The sequence below is a fragment of the uncultured Ellagibacter sp. genome, from assembly GCF_934636505.1.
Lineage (GTDB): Bacteria > Actinomycetota > Coriobacteriia > Coriobacteriales > Eggerthellaceae > Ellagibacter.
This window is the reverse complement of the sequence record NZ_CAKUAL010000001.1, coordinates 42,623-63,246: the sequence shown is the minus strand read 5'-3', so window position 1 is coordinate 63,246 and position 20,624 is coordinate 42,623. Positions and strand designations below refer to the sequence as shown.

The 20,624-nt window shown below is 61.0% G+C and carries 15 protein-coding genes; 4 read left to right on the top strand and 11 right to left on the bottom strand.

Features of this window, described 5'->3' with window-relative positions:
* Positions 1-104: 104 nt before the first annotated feature.
* From Q0G18_RS00250 to Q0G18_RS00240, 3 genes are read right to left on the bottom strand one after another with little or no spacing between them, the layout of a single operon-like run.
* Positions 105-968: a DmsC/YnfH family molybdoenzyme membrane anchor subunit gene (locus Q0G18_RS00250; RefSeq protein ID WP_297148361.1), complete on the bottom strand. Its 864-nt coding sequence runs from the start codon at positions 966-968 to the stop codon at positions 105-107.
* A gap of 1 nt (position 969) precedes the next feature.
* The gene (locus tag Q0G18_RS00245; protein WP_297148379.1) at positions 970-1,593 is read right to left on the bottom strand and encodes a DMSO/selenate family reductase complex B subunit; all 624 of its coding nucleotides are present in this window, start codon (positions 1,591-1,593) and stop codon (positions 970-972) included.
* A 14-nt stretch (positions 1,594-1,607) separates the two neighbouring features.
* Positions 1,608-4,073: a molybdopterin-dependent oxidoreductase gene (locus Q0G18_RS00240; RefSeq protein ID WP_297148377.1), complete on the bottom strand. Its 2,466-nt coding sequence runs from the start codon at positions 4,071-4,073 to the stop codon at positions 1,608-1,610.
* A 396-nt stretch (positions 4,074-4,469) separates the two neighbouring features.
* On the opposite strand from Q0G18_RS00240, the gene Q0G18_RS00235 reads away from it, so the two are divergent.
* On the top strand, positions 4,470-6,083 hold the full coding sequence (locus tag Q0G18_RS00235; protein ID WP_297148359.1) for a LuxR family transcriptional regulator: 1,614 nt from the start codon (positions 4,470-4,472) through the stop codon (positions 6,081-6,083).
* Positions 6,084-6,140: 57 nt separating this feature from the next.
* Here Q0G18_RS00235 and Q0G18_RS00230 read toward each other — a convergent pair whose 3' ends face one another.
* The 5 genes from Q0G18_RS00230 to Q0G18_RS00210 form a co-directional block, all read right to left on the bottom strand.
* Positions 6,141-6,797, bottom strand: a complete 657-nt coding sequence (locus Q0G18_RS00230; RefSeq protein WP_297148358.1) for an ElyC/SanA/YdcF family protein — start codon at positions 6,795-6,797, stop codon at positions 6,141-6,143.
* A 159-nt stretch (positions 6,798-6,956) separates the two neighbouring features.
* The gene (gene leuS, locus Q0G18_RS00225) at positions 6,957-9,512 is read right to left on the bottom strand and encodes a leucine--tRNA ligase (RefSeq protein ID WP_297148357.1); all 2,556 of its coding nucleotides are present in this window, start codon (positions 9,510-9,512) and stop codon (positions 6,957-6,959) included.
* Positions 9,513-9,590: 78 nt separating this feature from the next.
* Positions 9,591-10,583, bottom strand: a complete 993-nt coding sequence (locus Q0G18_RS00220) for an ATP-binding protein (RefSeq protein WP_297148355.1) — start codon at positions 10,581-10,583, stop codon at positions 9,591-9,593.
* 15 nt (positions 10,584-10,598) lie between these two features.
* Positions 10,599-11,591, bottom strand: coding sequence for a hypothetical protein (locus tag Q0G18_RS00215; protein ID WP_297148353.1), 993 nt, complete (start codon positions 11,589-11,591; stop codon positions 10,599-10,601).
* A gap of 4 nt (positions 11,592-11,595) precedes the next feature.
* Positions 11,596-12,381 carry a LytTR family DNA-binding domain-containing protein gene (locus Q0G18_RS00210; protein WP_297148351.1) on the bottom strand — a complete coding sequence of 262 codons (786 nt, stop codon included), beginning with the start codon at positions 12,379-12,381 and terminating at the stop codon, positions 11,596-11,598.
* A 262-nt stretch (positions 12,382-12,643) separates the two neighbouring features.
* Here Q0G18_RS00210 and yihA point away from each other — a divergent pair, with 262 nt between their 5' ends.
* Positions 12,644-13,231 (top strand): ribosome biogenesis GTP-binding protein YihA/YsxC, encoded by a 588-nt coding sequence (gene yihA / locus Q0G18_RS00205; protein ID WP_297148349.1) that lies wholly within the window; start codon positions 12,644-12,646, stop codon positions 13,229-13,231.
* Positions 13,232-13,306: 75 nt separating this feature from the next.
* Positions 13,307-14,533: a glycosyltransferase family 4 protein gene (locus Q0G18_RS00200; protein ID WP_297148348.1), complete on the top strand. Its 1,227-nt coding sequence runs from the start codon at positions 13,307-13,309 to the stop codon at positions 14,531-14,533.
* Positions 14,534-14,710: 177 nt separating this feature from the next.
* Here the strand turns inward: Q0G18_RS00200 and Q0G18_RS00195 are convergent, their stop codons facing one another.
* The 3 genes from Q0G18_RS00195 to ngr all read right to left on the bottom strand — a co-directional run bounded on the left by Q0G18_RS00195 (position 14,711) and on the right by ngr (position 18,846).
* Complete coding sequence (locus tag Q0G18_RS00195; RefSeq protein ID WP_297148346.1) at positions 14,711-16,228, bottom strand: IMP dehydrogenase; 1,518 nt, start codon at positions 16,226-16,228, stop codon at positions 14,711-14,713.
* Between the two features lie 255 nt (positions 16,229-16,483).
* Entirely contained in the window at positions 16,484-17,974 is a 1,491-nt protein-coding gene (locus Q0G18_RS00190) for a lipopolysaccharide biosynthesis protein (RefSeq protein WP_297148345.1), read from the bottom strand.
* Positions 17,975-18,237: 263 nt separating this feature from the next.
* Positions 18,238-18,846, bottom strand: coding sequence for a nigerythrin (gene ngr / locus Q0G18_RS00185; RefSeq protein WP_297148344.1), 609 nt, complete (start codon positions 18,844-18,846; stop codon positions 18,238-18,240).
* A gap of 225 nt (positions 18,847-19,071) precedes the next feature.
* On the opposite strand from ngr, the gene Q0G18_RS00180 reads away from it, so the two are divergent.
* Positions 19,072-20,517 (top strand): aminopeptidase, encoded by a 1,446-nt coding sequence (locus tag Q0G18_RS00180; protein ID WP_296062616.1) that lies wholly within the window; start codon positions 19,072-19,074, stop codon positions 20,515-20,517.
* The last annotated feature ends 107 nt before the right edge of the window (positions 20,518-20,624 follow it).

The window sequence follows — 20,624 nt, the reverse complement described above, 5'->3', positions numbered from 1 at the left end:
CTTATGCTGTCGCCTGAATATAGCACAAGCTCCGCTACTGGGAAGGTGGTAGCGGAGCTTGCTCATTTTGAGCCGCAGGGCGGGTCAAAATCGCTGGGAAGGCGCTATCCGAAGTAGATGCCCACCGACATCTGGATTGCGTAGAACGCCATGCGAGCCAAGAAGATGCCCACCAAAGCCGCGATGACAGCCGCTGCAGCAAGGCCGGTTGCAGCTTCCTTCTTCACGGAGACGAAGACGAACGCTGCCGCGACCACGATAAGCGCCAGGCCGATGACGGCGGGAAGGAGGGCGCCGGAGACCAGCTCAGAGCCGGAAACAAGCGCGTTCTCCATACCGGAGGCCATGGCAAGCTGACCGGCCAGACCCACGATGGCGAGCACGGCGCCCACAACGGCGAACCCGATGATGGCAGACTTGAAAGACCCCTTGCACGCATCGGCCCACGCGCCCGCACTTGCAAGCACGAGCGCCGCAGTGGCAGCACCGCCGACGAGCGCGAAGCCGAGCATCTGCACGGGAACGAGCGGCGTGTCCCAAGTTGCGATGGTGCTCATGACGTACGCCAAGCCGGTGAAGATGGCGAAGATTACGGCAAGCACGGCCACAACGGCAGCGAAGCCCTTACGCGCAGAACCGCAAAGCTTGCCCGCGTTCGCAACGATCACGTACACGATGGTGACAATCGCGAACACACAGCCCGCGATGATCTCGTTGGACATCGGGGAACCCGCGCCCAAAAACACCGAGGGGGCGTTCATCGGGCTGGCCAGGTGGAAGAACGCGCAGATGAAGCCAGCAATCACGATCGCGAGCGGGATGATGGTGCCGCGATCGATCTTCTTTAGCTGCTCGTCCGAGAAACTCGTGGTGAAGAAAGCGCACGCAAGGGCGATGAATGCGCCCGCACCCAGCGGCGCCAGCGTGGTGAAAAGCGCCAAAGGCAGCTCAGCAACGGAAAACTGCATGCTACATCACCTCCAGGGGATTAGCCACCAGACCGGCGACATTTTTAGCGCGCGCGGCGGCAGGGCATTTTTTCACGACAATGTTCGGGTGGGTATAGCTCGCGTCGGGCAGAGGAGGCACGGAGTCGACACCGTCGTACTTCTTGCGAATGTCCTCGATAGGGCCGAAGTCGAGGGCGCGAAGCGGGCAGGCGTCCACGCAGATGGGGTTCTTCCCCTCGGCCACGCGTTCCGCACAGCCGTTGCATTTCACGCTGTGGCCCTTTTCGCGATCGACCTTCGACGCATTGTAGGGGCACGCCATGTGGCAGTAGCCGCAACCGATGCACTTGCGCTCGTCGACCGAGACCAGGCCCGTGCTCGCATCCTTATGCATCGCAGTGGTCGGGCACACCTTCACGCAAGCGGGGTCGTCGCAATGCTGGCAGCCCAGCGACACGTGGTAGACGAAGCAATCCTGCGTGTAGGTGCCGTCAGATTGCATCTGCCAGTCGCCGCCTTCGCAGTCGTACACATGTCGATACGCGAAATCGACGCCCAAATCCTTGTAATCCTTGCAGGCTATCTCGCACGTGCGGCATCCGGTGCAGCGCGTGCTGTCGAAATAAAATCCGTACTGCGTCATTCTCATCTACCCCCTTACGCCTTCGAAACCTGGACGATCATCGAGTGAGCAGTCCCGTTGCCCTTCGCAAGGGGCGACGGTTTGTAGGCGGTCAGCGTGTTCACACATCCACCCGTGTCGATCTTGTCGCCGAACATGTCCGCCTTATGCCATGCGCCTTGCGGGATGCCGACAGTGCCGGGAACGATGCGCGGGGTGACCTTCGCCTCGATGCGGATTTCGCCAACGGGGCTCTTAACGGCAAGCATGTCGCCGTCCATGATGTTGCGCGGCTCCGCGTCGGCGGGGTTGATCCACAGCTGCTGGCGAGCGACCTTCTCGAGCTCCTCGATGAAGCCGAACGAGCTATGGGTGCGGCTCTTGTGGTGGAATCCCGAGCAGTAGAGCGGGAACTCGCTGGTCACGCTTCCGTAGCCATGGAAGCCTTCAGAAAAGACCGGAATCGGATTGATGACTTCATCCTCGGCGAGTTCCCAAGTATCGTTCAGGCCCGCAAGCGTTTCCGAGTAGATCTCGATCTTGCCCGACGGCGTCGCCAGGGGGTGCTCATCCGGGTCGTCGCGGAAGCTCTTGAGGCCGATCGCCGGCTCGAGCGCACGCTTATAAACGCCCTGCTCCTTGATCTGCTCCCAGCTCGGCATCTTGTCGTCCGCTTGGGCACCCTTCTTGTACAGGTACTCGACCCAGTCGTCGTGCGTGCGGCCCTCGGTGAACTCTTCCCGAAGCCCGAAGCGCTCGGCGATGTCGGCGCACACATCGTAGTTGCTGCGGCACTCTCCCGGCGGCTCTTGAGCTGGGGTTCCGACAACGACAGCGGTGTAATACTCGGAGTAGCCCTGCGTCTGCAAGTTCATCTGCTCGGAGCGCATCGCGTCGGGCAGAAGCAGGTCGGCATACTTCGCGGAGTCGGTCATGACGGTATCCCACACCAAGATGAACTCGCACTTGCTCTCATCGGAGAGGATCTCGTGGGTGTAGTTGATGTCGCCATGCTGGTTTGTCAGGCAGTTCCCCGCATAGTTCCAGATGAATTTAAGGTCGCTGCCGAGTTTTTCAGCGCCCATAATTCCAGCGTTCGTCGCGGTCATCTTGTGGCCATGATCGATCGCGTTGACCCACTGGTACACGGGGAGCGTCGTCTTAATCGGGTTCGTGAAGGGAATCTTGCCCACCAGATACGTCGGGGGCTCCGCTTCGCGCTGGCCGGTGTTGGTGCCGGGCAGACCGATTTCCCCGATTAGAATAGGAAGCATGCAGATGGCGCGCGTGGTGTCCTCGCCGTTGGTATGGCGTTGAGATCCCCATCCCTGGCAGATGAACGGCGCTTTTGCCGAAGCGATCGTGTCGGCAAGTTCGCGTATCTTGTTTGCCGGAATCTGGGTGATCGGAGCCGCCCATTCGGGAGTCTTCTCGATTTTGTCGTAGCCAGTGCCCATAATGTAGTCCTTGTAGGACTTGTTCTGACCCTTTGCGGACTCGGGCATCGTATCGTCATCGTAGCCGACGCAGTACTTGTCGAGGAATTCCTTGTCGATCTTATCGCCCTTGATCCACTCGTAGGCGATGGCCGACGCAAGAGCGGCGTCGGTGCCCGGGCGAATAGGGAGCCACTCATCGGGATGACCCGAGGAGGATTCGTTCAGGCGGAAGTCGATGTTGACGATTTTACCGCCGCGTGCAGTAACGGCTTCGCGGACGCGAGCGAAATCCCAAACGGCATTTGCGCCGCCCATTCGCGTCTCGGCAGGGCTGTTGCCGAACATGACCACGAGGTCGGAGTGCGCTTCAGCCTCGGAGAAGGAGCTTGCGTTCACATTGTCATACGGACTGAACTTGGTCGCCTTCTTCCCCAACGTTTTGTGGAGGCCTGTTTTCGGGTCGGCGATGTTGCTCGCGCTGCCGTACATGTAGGGCATAACTGCCTGAAGCATATGGGTGGAGTAGTCGTAACCCTGGTTCACATAGCCGCCAAGCAGGGACATGAGGCGCTGGATAGGCACGCGGCCCGTCGCGCTGTACATTCCCGTTGCGTAGTTGATATAGATTGCCTCGTTGCCGTATTTGTCAATCGTCGTTTTCAGCTTCTCCACGATGATGTCGATGGCCTCGTCCCAGCTGATTCGCTCGAACTTGCCCTCACCGCGCTTGCCCACTCGCTTCATGGGGTACATCAAGCGATCGGGGCTGTTCAACCAGCGGCGCATGGCACGACCCCTCAAGCAGGCACGGGCCTGCAGGTCCGTGCTCCCGAGGTTGTCGGTTTCCATGTACTGGATTTTGCCGTCCTTGGAATGCCACTGGAAGATGCAGTTTCCACCGCAGTTCACGTTGCACTGAGACCAGTGGATCTCATCGGGCGCCTCGGCGAAAGCCGGCGTTGTCGGCTCGAACAGAGAGCCCGTCGCCGCAGTTCCGCCGACGGCCGCCAGGGCGCCGAGGGCACCCGCCGTCTTGACGAACGTGCGACGGTTTACGTTCATGTTTGGCATTTCATTCTCCCTTCCTATCGCTTCCCCTGAGAAAGGGCGAGCCGTGCGCTCGCCTCGAATCGCGAGCGTGGCTCCCGTCCCACTCCCGCGCGCGTCCTCTCGTCCTCTCGTTGTGGTATCTCGTCATAAGAACGCGCCTCAACACGGAACACAATATCTTCTTTCGCTGCCCCTCGTGTCACATAAAACGTGCGAATTGTGAATTATCGCAGGTCAAACGCTTGCATGTGACTGCAATATGTGACAATTTCGTCTCATGTAAGTATAGTTATGCGACTATTGCAGACCGATGTTTCCGCAGCGATTGCTATACTGAAGCAACTCGCAGCGCCATCGACATACGTCTCTGCACCAGAACGACAACCGCGGAGTGACCCGAGGAGGAACGTGGCCAGAACCGCGCTGACATATCTTGCACGCCCGAACGTGGCCTCGCTGGGATATGCGCTCTTCCTTGCGATCAATGCCGCGGGCGTTTGGGGCGGCGTGTTCCCGTTCCTTCCCCTGGATTTCCAAACGCCTGAGATCATCTTCTGGTTCTTCCTCACCCAGTCGCTCGTGTTCTCGCTGTGTTACTTCGCGAGCGCCGTGGGCGTGTACTTCCTGCCAGGGCCGACGCGCCGGTTTCTCGTGAGGCTCGCCTGCATTCCCTACCTTCTGGGATGGTGCTGTCTTATCGCCGCGATCTATATCGACCGCGCGGCCCTTCCGCTCGTCATTGTTGGTGGTGCGTTTTTGGGACTCGGGTCGGCTGGCTTCTACATGCTGTGGCAACGCCTGTTTGCAAGCTTCGACTCCGACCGCGGAAACCTCGACCTCACCCGAGGCACGGTGTACGGCGCCATCATGTACTTCGGGCTCTACGCTATCCCCCAAGCGGTGACCGCGTTTCTCATCCCCTTGATCTTCATGCCGCTGTTCGGCCTGGCCATCGTGTTGAAAAGCCGCGAGATCGACCTTGACCAGCCGATGTTCGAGGACGTGCCGCACGAGAACCCGACGGTGTATCGCGCCGTGATCCGCGATTACTGGCGAAGCGCCCTCTGCGTCGGCGCCATCGGCTTCTGCACCGGCATCATGCGTGCGCTCGCAATCGGCGAGCCCCAAGTCGGGTCGCTCGTGAACATGCTTTCGATGGCCGCCTCGTTCGTGGGCGCCACCGCCATGCTTGCGCTGTGGAAGGTGAAGAGCGTGCGGTTCAACGTCGTCGGGCTCTACCGCGTGGCGTTCCCCTTCGTGATCACGTCGTTTCTCCTTCTGCCCTTCTCGTCGCTTGAGTATGCCCGATGGCAGGCCGCGATCCTCTACGCGGTCTACAGCGTGGTCATCATGCTCATGATGATCCAATGCGCCCAGGCCTCGCGCGACCGCGGCATCAACCCGGTCTTTATCTACGGCTTCTTCGGCGGCATCGTGTATACCCTTCACGACGTGGGATTTCTTGCGGGAACTTTCTCCGAGCAGGTGCGCATTTTGGGCATCGACCCCTTGGCGACGACCGCGCTCGTGTCGCTGTACCTTCTGGGATTCATGTTCTTCATCGGCCAAGGCGGCTTCAAGCGAATCCTTCGACACGACCCATCCGCCGAGAACATCGAGCTCATCATGCTCGACGGTCGCGACAGCGGCCAGCCTGATGAGAGTAGGCACAGCGCTGGCCAACCTGATGGGAGCCGTCGCGACGCGAACATTCACAGCGGCAGCCCCACCTCGCAGGCAGATGCCCCGCGCGAACGCGGCAGGCGCAATTTCGAAGGCGACTTCGAGCTGACAGACCGCCTCTCCAAGCAGGCGCAAGTCCTTCGCGAGCAATATCGCCTGAGCGCGCGCGAAACGGAGGTCATGGAGTACATCGCGCGCGGGTACACCGTCGCGCGCACCGCCGAGGAGCTCATCGTGTCGGAAAACACCATCCGCACGCACAGCAAGCGCATCTACGCGAAGCTCGACGTGCATAAAAAGCAGGAGCTCATCGACATGCTCAAGGCCGTCGAGCTGTAGGCGCGCGCCGCTTTCCCGAAGTCGCCGTTTGCAGCCGTCTTCAGCAGCCAGCCGCACCTACCCCGTGACGTCGCCCGATTGGTCGAGCGAAATCGGCTCGCCCACGTACGTCGAGGGCACATCGAAGAGCGCCTTGAAGAAATCCTTCGTGCGCGCAGGAATCTCACGCACATCGTACCAGGTCTGCTTGCCGTAGCTGCGATAGTCGCTCGCCACGCCGATCGCATCGACTCCCAGGGCGTGCGCCGAGTAAAGCGCGCGGTAGAGATGGTAGGTCTGCGTGGCGACCACAACACGCGAGCAACCAAACACATTTTTCGCGCGATACATGCTCTCGTAGGTGGAAAAACCCGCGTGGTCGCAGAAGATGTCCTCGGAAGGCACGCCTTGCGAGATCGCATAGCGCTTCATTGCCGCGCACTCGTTGTAGTGCTCGGTGCTGTTGTCGCCCGACATGATGATCTTGGACGCGGCCCCCGCCTTGTAGAGCGCGATGCCGCAATCGAGGCGGTCCTGCAGAATCGTCGACGGCGTACCATCGGCGAACACCGACGCGCCAAGCACGACGATCGCATCGGCTTGATAGCCCGAAGCCTCGTCGACGCTCACGATATCATCCTTCGTCGTGAGGACCACCAGCGCATTCGTCGCGCCGACGACGATCGCCACGGCGGCAATGCAGGTGCACAGTATTTTCAACAACGCCTTAATCATGCAGCTATCACTTCGATGCCTTCCAAACTGCGAGAGGACAAAGAAGGGTCGGCAGCTGAAACTGCCGACCCCCGATTTCCCATTCAATCCGCCGCCTAGCAAGTGATCAGCGGAGCTTGTCAACGAAACGATTGTAACGCGACAATCCTCTTTTGAGGTTTATTTCGCGACGATGTTCACCAAACGTCCCTTGACGACGACGACCTTCTTCACGTCCTTGCCCTCGATGGCCTGGGAGACGGCTTCAAGCGCCTGGGCCTTCACGTCTTCCTCCGCGGCGTCGGCGGCAACCGTGATCTTCGCCTTCACCTTGCCGTTCACCTGCACCGCGAGCTCCACCTCGTCGGCCTTCGCCTTCTCGGGGTCGAACTCAGGCCACGGCTCGACGTGCACGCTGCCCTCGTGGCCGAGCACCGTGTGCCACAGCTCCTCGGACCAATGCGGGCAAATCGGCGAGAGCAGCTTCACGAGCACCTCGGCGATATCGGTCGAAAGCGCCTTGAACTCGGCGTTTGCCGCGCGCTCCTCGGCGGATGCCGCATGCAGGAAATCGCCCGTCGCGTTCGCGAGCTCCATGATGGCGGCGATGGCGGTGTTGAAGTTGTTACGGTCGAAGTCCTCGACCACCTTGCCGCACACGCGATGACGCTCGCGCACGAGCACCTTCGCGGCCTCAGCGGCGGTCAGCTTGCCGCCTTCCTGGTAGAGCGTGTCTTCCCCCGCGACGCCGGCCAAGTCGCCGACCATGCGCCACACGCGGTTCAGGAACTTGTACATGCCCGCAAGGCCATCCTCATTCCACTGCAGCTCCTTGTCGGGCGGGGCCATGAACAGGATGTACGCACGCACGGCATCGGCGCCGTAACCTGCGATCATGTCCTCGGGCGAAATCACGTTGCCCTTCGACTTGCTCATGACGTCGCCGTGCTCGTCGAGCACCATACCCTGGCACAGCAGGTTCTTGAAAGGCTCATCGAAGTCGACCATGCCCATATCGCGCAGCACCTTCGTGAAGAAGCGGCTGTAGAGGAGATGCAGGATCGCGTGCTCAATGCCGCCGATGTACTGGTCGACGGGCATCCAGCGGTTCGCCTTCTCGGGGGCGAAGGGCAGCTCGGTGTTGTGCGGGTCGGTGTAGCGCAGGTAATACCAGCTCGAGCATGTGAACGTGTCCATCGTGTCCGTCTCGCGGCGCGCAGGGCCACCGCACTTCGGGCACGTGCATTTCGCGAACTCCTCATGCGTGGCGAGCGTCTCACCTGCGGAAAGATCAATATCCTTCGGGAGCGTGACGGGCAGGTCCTCTTCGGGAACCGGCACGAGTCCGCACGTGTCGCAGTAGATGGCGGGAATGGGGTTTCCCCAGTAGCGCTGGCGAGAGATGAGCCAGTCGCGCAGGCGGAACTGCACCGACTTCTTCCCCTTGCCCGCGGCCTCCAAGTCGCCGATGATCGCGTCGACGGCGGGCGAATGCTTGCCGCCGACCATGCCGGTGTACTTGCCAGACTGCACGAGCTTACCCTCGGCCTCGTAGGATTTCTCCCAGTCGACCGTGGTGACGACGCGATTCTGCTCGTCTTTGAGCTGCGGATAGAGCGCATCGTCCTCGCCCAAGATGATGGGGATGATGGGCAGGTCGTACTTGCGGGCGAACTCGAAGTCGCGCTGGTCGCCGCACGGGACGGCCATGACCGCGCCGGTGCCGTAGTCGGCCACGATGTAGTCGGCGACCCACACGGGGACTTTCTCGCCGTTCACGGGGTTCACGACGTAGCGGCCAGTGAACGCGCCGTGCTTCTCGCGGTCGCCCTGGGCGCGCTCGACGGCGCTCACCTTGGAAGCTGCCTCCACGAGCGCCATGACTTCAGCTTCGTATTCCGTGCCGGCAACGAGCTCGGGCACGAGCTTGCTCTCGGGAGCGAGCAGGAAGAAGCTGCATCCGAAGAGCGTGTCGGGGCGCGTCGTGAACACGGTGATCGTCTGGCCGTCGTCTTTACCCTCGGCGGGAAGGAGCTCGAAGTCGACCTCGGCGCCTTCCGAACGGCCGATCCAGTTGGACTGCATCTGCTTCACGCGCTCGGGCCAGCCGTCGAGCTGATCGAGGTCATCGAGCAGCTCCTGCGCGTAGTCGGTGATCTTGAAGTACCACTGCGTGAGATCGCGCTTCTCGACAGCGCCGTGGCAGCGCCAGCATTCACCTTCCGTGACCTGCTCGTTTGCGAGAACGGTCTTGCAGTTGGGGCACCAGTTCACCGGAGACTCGCGGCGCTCGACAAGCCCGCGTTTCCAGAACTGCAGGAAGATCCACTGGCCCCAACGATAGTACTCGGGGTCGCACGCAACGACCGTACGGTCCCAATCATAGGACAGGCCCATGCGCTTGAAGGACGCCTTCTGCGTCTCGATGTTCGCATACGTCCATTTTGCGGGGTGACTGTGGTGCTTGATGGCGGCATTCTCGGCCGGCAGACCGAAAGCGTCCCATCCCATGGGATGAAGCACATCGAAGCCGCGCATCTTCGAGTAGCGGGCAATCACGTCGCCGATCGTGTAGTTGCGCACGTGCCCCATGTGGATGTCGCCTGAAGGATAGGGGAACATCTCGAGCACGTACTTTTTGGGCTTCGACTCGTCTTCTCGAACGGTATTCAGACCTGATTCGTCCCACGCCTTCTGCCAACGCGGTTCGATCTCATGCGGGTTGTAAGCTTTCATGGTTGCTGCCTTCTCGTTTTCATTCTCGCTGGGTAAAAACGCGACTATATATTGTAGCGCATCCAGAGCGCTCGCCGGCTACGTTTGCGCCGCTAGGTCGACCATTACCGACATGCGGAACCCACCCTTGGAGCGTTCGAGGGAAACCGCCCCGTCGTAGCGCTGCACGATTGTATCGATGACGGACAGTCCCCAACCGTGCTCAGCGAGGGAGCCGCCGCTCGTCTGCTCCTCGGCGAACCTGATTCTGCCGAGAATTCCGCGGCGCGTCGTTTCACGACCCTCGCCCCCTTCCGACGCCGACTTGCTGTTGCGCATATCGAGCACGAGGTACGAACCTTTGACGGAAGCCCTGAAAACCACGAAGCGCTTGCCGCGGTCGACATCTTCACAGGCGTTGAGCGCGTTGTCGAGCATGTTCGACACGAGGGCGCACAGCTCGGAGTTGGAAATCGACACCTCGGCAGGAACCTTCAGCGAGCACTCCATGTTGACGCCCTTCGCCTTGAATTCCCGCATCTTGAGCGACATCAGCGCATCGAGGGCGACATGGTCGCACACGCGCAGCGATTTCCTGCCCGCAAGCACGATGATCTCGTCCACGCGCTGCCCACTTGAGGCGACTTCTCCTCGGGAAAGCTGCGCATCGAGTTCGTGAAGCTGCTCGGCGATCTTCCTGCGGATGTCGCGCGCCTCGTTTCCCACGGAGACAAGCCCGCGAGCGCCCATGCGCTCGGCGTCGATCTGCGCCTCGAGCAGGCGCGCCTGTTCGCGAAGGGCATCGGCATGCTCGGCCTTCCCCAGCGCGGTGAACAGCAATGAATCGAGGGGGATGCATGCCACGCCCAGCGTAAGCGCCAAGAAGAGCGTCGCCGGACTCAGGCGGAGGAGCATCGTCGCCGCCGCGATTCCAGCCACGCAGACGATCTGGCTTGCGGGGAACAACATGCAAGATAGCAGGTAGCGAGACGACGTGCGGGTCAGTCGGCGGCACAGGATGGCGGCCTTCACCGTCATCGCGACCAGCACGGCAACGGTAAGCGAAAGAGAGATAACGGAAAGCGCGTCCATAGCATTCACCTGACCCTACGCCCTATCGCTCGACAATGCGGCGGGTTCGCAAAGCGGCGATGCGGCAGAAAGGGCGGCCTTAGAGCGAAGGATTACCGAGCCATCTCGGGCGTCCATGCTCTCGATTTCCCCAAGAAGATTGCGAACATGCTCGCGGGCGACGTCGAATTCACCACGCGACGCGAGCATCTCGATAATCTGCAGATGGTTGTGCAGGTCGTGGCGTAGTTGAGCGGAATTCTCGAGAAGGGCGGAAAGGTCGTCGAACAGCTTGAGTTCTTCGTCGAGCTGCCGTTCGAGGACCTCGATGCGAAGAGCCTCAAACTGTTCGAGCACGAAGTCGTCGATCGCGCGGAACAGGACAAGGTCGGACACGAGAAAGAAGACGCCCATGAGCAGAACGCCCACGACAAGCAGCGGGTTCCACGCGGCGGCCGTTCCAATGCCTATAAGCGCAATCAGCAAGAAAGGCACTTGGAGCAGGGGAAACCATATAAAGTACTTCGTTCCCTCACCGGTATAGCGCTTCACTTCGGGGGTCAGCCACCGGCTTTGGGTGCGACGGAGCAGCACGAACAGCGCGTCGAGCACGATCAGATGGAGACCGGACGCCACCGCATAGCCGGCAAGTCGCGCGTATTTCTCCTGGTAGCTGAAGGAATCGTCAGCGACAAGCATCCAAAGGAGAAGGAATGCGAGGTAAGCGATGGCAACGGCGACGATCGACGATGCGACGATAATCACGCAGTGAAGCGCCCTATCGCGCGCTAAAAGCGCAGGGGTCGCGCAGAGCAGAGCCTCCATCAGGCCGAAAAGGGGCATGCCGATCAGCGAGGAAAACGGCACCACCAAAAAGGAGCAGATGGAATACGCCACCACGAAGAGGGCCGGGCGCGGGATGTCCAAAAGCCGCGTCATCACGTAGCCGTACAAGATCTGAACCGGTAGGTACCCAACTAAATCGACAACGATGTTTTCCCAAGGCAGACCGAACGCCAGAACGTCCATCTTCCTACGCTCGCGCTTTCAGGTAATCGAGCAGCGCCTCTTTCACCTCGTGGCGCCGTTTCTGGCTCATAGGAACGCGCGAGCCGGATTTCGCAAGAATGTCGTCTTTGCCGATTTCCACAACGTCGGCAAGATTCACCACGAAGCTCTTATGGCACCGCACGAATCCTTCGGGCAGCATGGCCTGAGCATCTGCGAGCGAGCAGTACACTTCCATAACACCGCCGTCGGTGTGCAACCGCAGCTTGCGGCGCTCGCTTTCCAGATACTCGATGCGATCGGCGTCGACCACAATCGTCCGACCGCGCACATTGAATGTGAGCGCGCAGGGGAACGATTTCGGGGGGACATCGGCACGCGCGCCCTGACCCACCTGTTCGGTCTGCCCATCCTGCACATTTTGACCCGCAAGATTCTCCAGCGCCTTTTTCAGGGCGTCGTCGAGGGCGCTTTGCCTGATGGGCTTAACCAGGAAGTACACGTGTTGCGTTTCATAGACGGGCGTACAGTACTCGATGTAACCAGTTGCGTAGATGACCTGGGTTTTCGAGCCCGTCGGGAACAGGTCACGCACCATGGAGATGCCGTCTGCGGCGTCAGTCCCCAAGTTGATGTCGGTGATGAGAATGTCGATTGCGCGGCCTTCGGAGACGAAGGACTCGAGTTCGGCGCGGGAAGCCATCTCGTGTATGACCAAGCCTTCCGAGAAAGGCGAAGCCGCAACCCTGTCGATGAGCGCCGCCGCGCACTCTGCGTTGTCTTCGACTATGCAAACCGTGTAGGAAGGCATGTTTGCAAACCTACTTTCGCTCGCTTTCCCCTGAATGATATCGAGTATACCCGAAAGGTCCGAGTTTGGCGCGCCGCCGCGAGAAGCATGAGGGGGACAATTTGAGGGGCTCTACAGCAACGCCCAGTCGATCAGACAGTCCTCGCTGCGCTGCGGAACTCGCATTGTGGACGCCGCCGAAGAGCCCTCGGTCGGGTCGCGAGGTCAAGGCGCGGCCGCTTTCTGATACCATGAGTGCATACGCGTAAAGAGAGGCATCCCCATGAATTATCACATCGCATCGTTCAAGGCAGCTTACGGCACCTCGTCGCAGATTCCCGAGTCGACCCGCCCCGAAGTCTCGTTCGCCGGGCGCTCGAACGTGGGGAAATCATCCCTTTTGAACAAGCTCATGTACCGAAAGGGCCTGGCCAAGGTGTCGCAAACGCCGGGCAAAACCGCCACAATCAACTTCTACGACGTCGACGGCACCGATTTCGTCGACCTGCCCGGCTACGGCTACGCAAAGGTAGCGAAGTCGGAGAAGGGCCGCTGGTCGGAGCTGATCGAGGGCTACTTCAACCAAGACCGACGCTTCGCCCTGGTTGTGTCGCTCGTCGACATCCGCCACGATCCCTCGGCGCTCGACATGCACATGGCAAAATTCCTCTGGGAAAACGACTTTCCCTTCGCGATCGCCCTCACGAAAGCCGACAAGCTCTCGAAGCAAGCGGCAGGGAAACAGGCGTCTGCCATCCGCAAGAAGCTCGATTTGCCGAAGGACATCCCCTTCGTGGTGACGTCCTCCTCAAACGGCACAGGCATCGACGAGCTGCGACGCCTGATCGATTCCTACGTCGCCGAAGCTTAGTCACCGAGGACGCAACAAAGATTACGTGAGCGGACGACCGCGGAGGGTTGCCGCGCTTTTGGGAGGAAACGCCGCATGAACATCCTGGTCATCACTGCGCAAAAGCCCGACAGCACCGGAAGCGGCGTCTACGTCGCCGAAACAGTGCGCGCATTTTCGTCGGCGGGACACGAAGTGACGCTCGTTGCCGGCATCGACATTTCCGACAACGTGACCCTCCCCGAAGGCGTCGTCTTCCATCCCGTGCGCTTCCGCACGCCCGAGCTGCCCTTCCCCGTGTGCGGCATGAGCGATCAGATGCCATACGAGGCAACACGCTATCGCGACATGACGCCCGAGATGTGCGAGAAGTTCAAACGTGCTTTCGACCAGGCGATTCGCGAAGCATGCGAGGAGAAGTTCCCCGACGTGGTGCTCTGCCACCACCTGTATCTGGCGTGCGGCGTCGCCGTGCGCTGCGTACGCGAGGTTGCCGAGGCGAGGGGGTTCACGTGCCCGAACGTGCGCGGCATCTGCCACAGCACCGATTTGCGCCAGATGGGAAAGCACTCGCTCGAACGCGAGTTCATCGTCGAAGGCGTGCGCGCACTCGACTGCATCTTTGCACTGCACGAACCGCAGAAGCGCGAGATTGAAGAGATGTACGGCGTACCCGAGAAGCGCGTGCGCGTTGTGGGCTCGGGATACAATGATAAGCCCTTCAACCCGACAAACCGCACGCCTCACGTTGAGGGCACGCCCGCCCGCTTCCTCTACGTCGGCAAGATTTGGCGGAAAAAGGGCGTGGAAAGCCTCATCCGCTGCGCGAAACTGTTGGAAACGGCACCGCCCGATATTACGTTCAACCTGGTCGGAGGCTATAACGACGAGCGCGAATATGCCGAGCTGCGCGAGCAGGCCGATGCGTCGCCCTATCGATTCGCCTTCCCAGGAAAGGTCGACCAAAACCAGCTTGCCGGAATATATCGCAACTCCGACGTGTTCGTGCTGCCGTCGTTTTTCGAGGGCTTGCCGCTCGTGGTGATCGAGGCGCTCGCCTGCGGATGCAAGGCCGTGGTGACCGACCTGCCCGGCATCCGCCCCTGGATTTCCGCGAACATCCCCGCGGCGCCCGTGTGGTATGTCGAGCCCCCGCGCATGGAGAGCGTCGACGAGCCCGTAGCGGACGATCTGCCCGCTTTCGAGCAACGTTTGGCCAAAGCGCTCGACGCCGCCGCAGCGGCACCTGCGCCGAGTGCCGCCGATTTCGCAGGGATCGAGCGCGTGACCTGGGCAGGACTCGCGGAGAAGTTGATTGCGTAGCAGCGAGCCAAAACGCACCGTTTTCGTGTCATGGCATAAAGAAAGCGACCAGGAGGTCGCTTTCTTTATGCCTCAGCGGACCGCCGGCTCGCCGACAATCCGCTATCTTGTCAAGACCAAGCATCGGGCTCCCTCGCGGCAGCCTATTCCGCCGATCAAAGGCCCGATGAAGCTCGCTTACCTCATGTTGGAAGCGTAGGGAGCCTTGTCCTTCAGAAGGACATCGTGCGCGCCGCCCTCGACGATAGACGTGGAGCTGATCACCGTGAGCTTGGCCTTGTCCTGGAACTCGGGGATGGTGAGCGCGCCGCAGTTGCACATGGTCGACTTGATCTTGAGCAACGTGACCGCAATGTTGTCCTTAAGCGGGCCAGCGTAGGGCACGTAGGAATCGACGCCCTCTTCGAACGACAGGCTCTTCTTGCCGCCCAGGTCGTAACGGCCCCAGTTGCGGGCGCGAGCGGAACCCTCGCCCCAGTATTCCTTCATGTAAGTGCCATTCACCATGACCTTGGCCGACGGGGACTCGTCGAAGCGCGCGAAGTAACGGCCGAGCATGACGAAGTCGGCGCCCATAGCCAGGGCCAGTGAGATGTGGTGGTCGTAGACGATGCCGCCATCGGAGCAAATCGGCACGTAGATGCCAGTTTCCTTGAAGTACTCGTCGCGCGCTTTGGCAACCTCGATGGTAGCCGTCGCCTGACCACGGCCGATGCCCTTAGTCTCGCGCGTGATACAGATGGAGCCGCCGCCGATGCCGATCTTCACGAAGTCCGCGCCCGCCTCGGCCAAGAAGCGGAAGCCCTCGCCGTCGACGACGTTGCCGGCGCCGATCTTCACGGAGTCGCCGTAGTGCTCACGCACCCACTCGATCGTCATCTTCTGCCAATCGGAATAGCCCTCGGAAGAGTCGATGCACAGCACGTCGGCGCCCGCCTCGACCAGCGCGGGAACGCGCTCGGCGTAGTCACGGGAGTTGATGCCGGCGCCCACGATGTAGCGCTTGTGGGCATCGAGCATCTCATTGGGGTTCGACTTATGGGAATCGTAGTCCTTGCGGAACACCATGTAGGCGAGCGTGTCGTCTTCGTTCACGAGCGGCAGCGAGTTCAGCTTGTGATCCCAGATGATATCGTTAGCAACCTTAAGAGAAGTGTCCGCCGGCGCCACAATCAGCTTCTCGCGCGGGGTCATGAACTCGGAAACCTTCTCGTCGCCGCTCATGCGGGAAAGGCGGTAATCGCGCTCGGTGACCACACCGAGCAGCTTACCGTGCGCCGTACCGTCATCGGTGACGGGCATGGTGGAGTGGTCGGTGGCCTCCTTCAGCGCGACGACCTCATTGAGCGTCATATCGGGGGAAAGGTTGGCGTCAGACTCGACGAACCCGGCCTTGTAATCCTTCACGCGCTTGACCATGGCGGCTTCCTGCTCGATGGTCTGGTTGCCGTAGATGAAGGAAAGGCCGCCCTCGGTGGCAAGGGCCACGGCCATGTTGTCGTCGGAGACGGCGGCCATGATAGCGGACACCATCGGGATGTTCAGCGAAAGCGGGCACTCCTCTTCGCCCTTGCGATACTTGACGAGCGGCGTTTTCAGGCTGACCGACGCCGGAATGCACGTAGCAGGCGTGTGACCAGGCACCAAAAGATACTCGTTGAACGTGCGTGACGGCTCGTCATAGTAGTAAGCCATGGGGAATATGCTCCTTCGCGAACGGGGACGACTATAGTGTTGTTCGACATTATAGACACCCCGCCGCGGGTTGCACGGGTCGCGGCGGCGAAATACCTGCGTTTTCGGAGAAATTCCCCAGCCCTTAACGCGCGAGCAGGAGAAGGCGACGCGTCACCAGGGAAAGATGACGCAGGGTGCGAGGAGAACTTGGAGACGGGAGCTTGGGGGCGTGCGGCCGGCCTGCCGGCGAAAGGAGGGGCCCGCGGCTCAAGCTTACCGGCGCGGCGTGCGAGATGTGCGCAACTCGGCGGAGGCGTCGCGGGAGCGACGTGGACGCGAAGGCCCCTCGCGCTCGGCGGAAACATCTTCCGTCGGCACGACGCGCCCGACCACGCGCGTTGCGTGCGCGGCGGCCGCCTGCTTGTCGCGCTCGGCCAAGGCCATGCGGACCTTCCCGTATTCCCAAACCAGAAGCACAAGCAGGATGCACATCACAATGAGGTACCCGATGATGGCGCCCGGCAGCCCCGTGAAATTCACCAGCAGAATCGGAACGAACAGCGAGAACCCGAACGTGATCAGGTAAAGCTTCGTCACCGTACGCTGCTGGCGCAGCACCGTGACCACCTGATAGAGAAAATCGATGCAGGCAGTGACGCCGCCGGCAGCGAGCATGATGAACACAAGCCCGCGGAACTGCTCGAAGTCCACACCGTAGAGGAAGCTCATAATCGTGATGCCAATCCAGCCCATGATGAGCGCCATCACGACGGTGATACCCACGATCACCGCCACGATCACGACGATGATCATGTCGAAGCGCTTGCGCTTCTCGGGGTCGGCCCACACGGCGGCCATCTTCACGAGCATCGGCTTGTAGATGAGCTGCGCGGTGAGCAGGATGCCCATGGCCGGGAAGTAGAGCACGTTGTAGTAGAGCTGGTTGTCGTAGGAAAGCACGCCCTCCATGACGAACTTGGGCATGTTGTCGATGAGCGAGTAGAGGAACAGCGCGACGAACAACGGGGCGCACTGCCTGAAAAGCGCGACGACGCTGTCGAAGCTCGCACGTGCCGACGTGGGCGTTTCCCAGATCGCGAGCGGCAAGGTGAGCACGATGAACGAAATGCCCGCAGCAACGGCCATTGCGATGCAGGAGACGCTGACGCTGCGCGTGACGAACAGCGCGATGGAGAACACCGCGAGCACGAGCACCGAGCGAAACGCCTGGGAGATGCCCGCAAGGTAGAGCTTGTCCTTCTGCTGGAGGCGCCCCTCGTAGACGTCGGCTAAACCATCGACCATCTTGTAGACGTACACGCCCATGCTGATCGTGAACATCTCGTCCGCATAACCCCTGATGGCGCAATATATCCACCCGACAACGAGCATCGCCGCGCAGGTGAGCCAGCGGTTGAGCTGATAATCCGAGAACGAGTGCGCCTCGTCCAGGTCGGAAATCTGGTAGGTGCGCACGCCGTAGTTCGCGAGGATCATGAGCAGCGACCCCGTGACAAAGGCGAGCGAGAACATGCCGGCGAGCTCAACGCCCGCGAGCTGCGTCACCACGATGGTGAGGACGGGGAACACCATGCCCCATGCGCTCGTGCCGAGCGTGTTGCATATATAGTCGCGCGTGGTGCGGTGCGAAGCATACTCGGCCGGCTGATCGGCGAGCTCGCCTTCCGTCACCGCGCCCAGGAGGCGATTGCACCACCCATTGACGGCGCGTGTAAGGAAGAATTTATTCGGGTCGAATGCCATGGAATCGCGCGTGCTGTCCCTTCGTGTCGTGTCTCATCCAAGGATTATAGAGTCGCTCTTCCGACGGGTTGCCAATTTGCACAGAAAGTGAAGAAGCCGAGCCCCGAAGGACTCGGCTTCGCATGTTTCACGTGGAACGCGCCGAAGCGCACTCGCATGATGCTGCGGCAGTCGGCTCACATTCCGCAACCGCGCGGAAAACGCCCACCTTCCGCGATGCGCGGGGATCGCCTGCCGCAAGCCGCACACATCACCGCGAAGAACTAGAAGCGCTCGAACTTCGCCTTCGGAACGCCGCAGATCGGGCACTTCTCGAAGTCCTCGCCCTTGTGGATGTAGCCGCAGCCCGGGCAGAGGTAGTACGCGTCGTCATCGGCGGCGTCGATGTTGTTGTACGCCTCGAGATACTTCTCGGCATGAACAGCCTCGGCAAGCTTTGCCCTGGTGAACACCTTGATAGCCTTGGCGTGGCCCTCTTCCTGCGCCTTCTTGATGAAGGTGGGGTACATGTCGGAGGTCTCGAAGATCTCGCCGTTGGCGGAGGCGATCAGGTTAAGGTCGATGGCTTCGGGAGCCGGAGCCTCGGCGGTCGGGCGGGTGTAGGAGGGATCTTCGGCCTCCACGAGGGAAGCTTCGAGGTTGATGTGGATCTGCTCGGCAGCAGAAGTTGCCTCCCACAGACGTGCGAGCTGGTCGAAGCCCTGCTCTTTGGCGGCCTTGGCGAAGGCGGCGTACTTGGCGGAAGCGCCGGTCTCGCCCGCAACCGCGGCCTTCAGGTTCTCGAGCGTGGTGCCCGCCTTGGTGGCGGCGTTGGCGACAGCGTTGAAGTTGCTGGAGTTCTCAGCGGTGGGAAGTTCGGTACGAAGGTTCATAATGTGCCCCTCTCAATTGTTCTTGTTACTTGTTTTGTTAACCTCGTCTTATTGAGAACTTATCTCAATAAGGAACTATAGCAAGTTGCCGAACCTCACGCAAGTTGCCTCCTCGCATTCCCCGCCGCAATTCGCAGAACGTTCACATCCGCCGAGGCACGGGCGTCGTGCACTATAATTGGCCGCATCACGATATGCCTTGGGCAACACGAAAGGTCGAAGGACATGGAACACGAAGTAGCTTGGAAGAAGTACGACGAGGTGGACCTCGAGGCCCTCGAAGGCCTGGCCAGCAACTACATCGACTTCATTTCGGAGAACAAAACCGAGCGCCGCTGCGCCGCAACCGCCATCCGCATGGCCGAGAAAGCGGGCTACATCTCGCTCGCCGACGCCGTCCGCGAGGGGCGCGCGCTTTCCGCGGGCGACAAGGTGTGGGCACATTCCCACGGCAAGGCGCTCATCCTGGTGCAGCTGGGAAGCAAGCCCCTGAGCGAGGGTATGAACATTCTGGGCGCGCATATCGACAGCCCCCGCCTCGACCTGAAGCAGAATCCGCTCTACGAGAGCAACGGGTTCGCGCTTCTCGACACGCACTACTACGGCGGCATCAAGAACTATCAGTGGGTCACGCTCCCGCTCGCCATGCACGGCATCATCGCCAAGAAGGACGGCACGGTCGTGGACATAAACGTGGGCGACGACGAGGGCGATCCCGTTTTCTGCGTGTCTGACCTGCTCATTCACCTTGCAAGCCAGCAGATGGACAAGAAGGGCAACAAGATCGTCGAGGGCGAGGACCTCGACATTCTCATCGGCAACCGCCCGCTTTCCCTCAAGGGTGAGGACGCGGAAGGCGAAGACGCGAGCGAGGGCGGCGAGGGCGCGAAGAACAAAGACGCCGCGAAGGAGCCGGTGAAGGCGTTCGCGCTGAAGCTTCTGGCCGACAAGTACGGCATCGAGGAGGCCGACTTCCTTTCCGCGGAAATCGAGATGGTGCCGGCGGGGCGCGCCCGTGAGCTGGGCTTCGATCGCAGCATGGTCATCGGCTACGGGCAGGACGACCGCGTATGCGCCTATACCTCGCTCATCGCGCAGCTCGAGGCGCCAGCGGATTTGGCGAAGACGGCCGTCACCGTGCTCGTCGACAAGGAGGAGATCGGAAGCGTCGGCGCGACCGGCATGGCATCGAACTTCTTCGAGAACACCATCGCCGAGATCATGGAGCTCGCCGGCGAAGGCGGCATGCTCCCGCTACGACGTGCGCTTTCCGCATCGAGCATGCTCTCCTCCGACGTGTCTGCCGGCTTCGACCCCGCCTACGCGAGCGTCTTCGAGCCGAAAAACGCGGCGTTTCTCGGGCGCGGGCTCGTGTTCAACAAGTACACGGGCGCACGCGGGAAGAGCGGCAGCAACGACGCGAGCGCGGAATACGTGGCGCGCGTGCGTCGCGTGATGGACGATGCGGGCGTGTCTTTCCAAACCGCTGAACTGGGCAAAGTCGATGCAGGTGGTGGCGGAACGATTGCATATTTGCCCGCGAAGTACGGGATGGACGTCATCGACTCGGGCGTCGCCGTGCTTTCCATGCACGCGCCTTGGGAAGTGACGAGCAAGGCCGACATCTACGAGGCCTACAAAGGTTACCTGGCGTTTTTGAAGAACGCATAAGGACGAGAAGGCCGCCGACAGCTGGCGTTCCCAGAGCGAGGTGGCTGCTGACAGCTGGCGCCCGCAAAGCGAAATGACTGGCGGCGGCGAGCAGCCGCGCCCGCAGA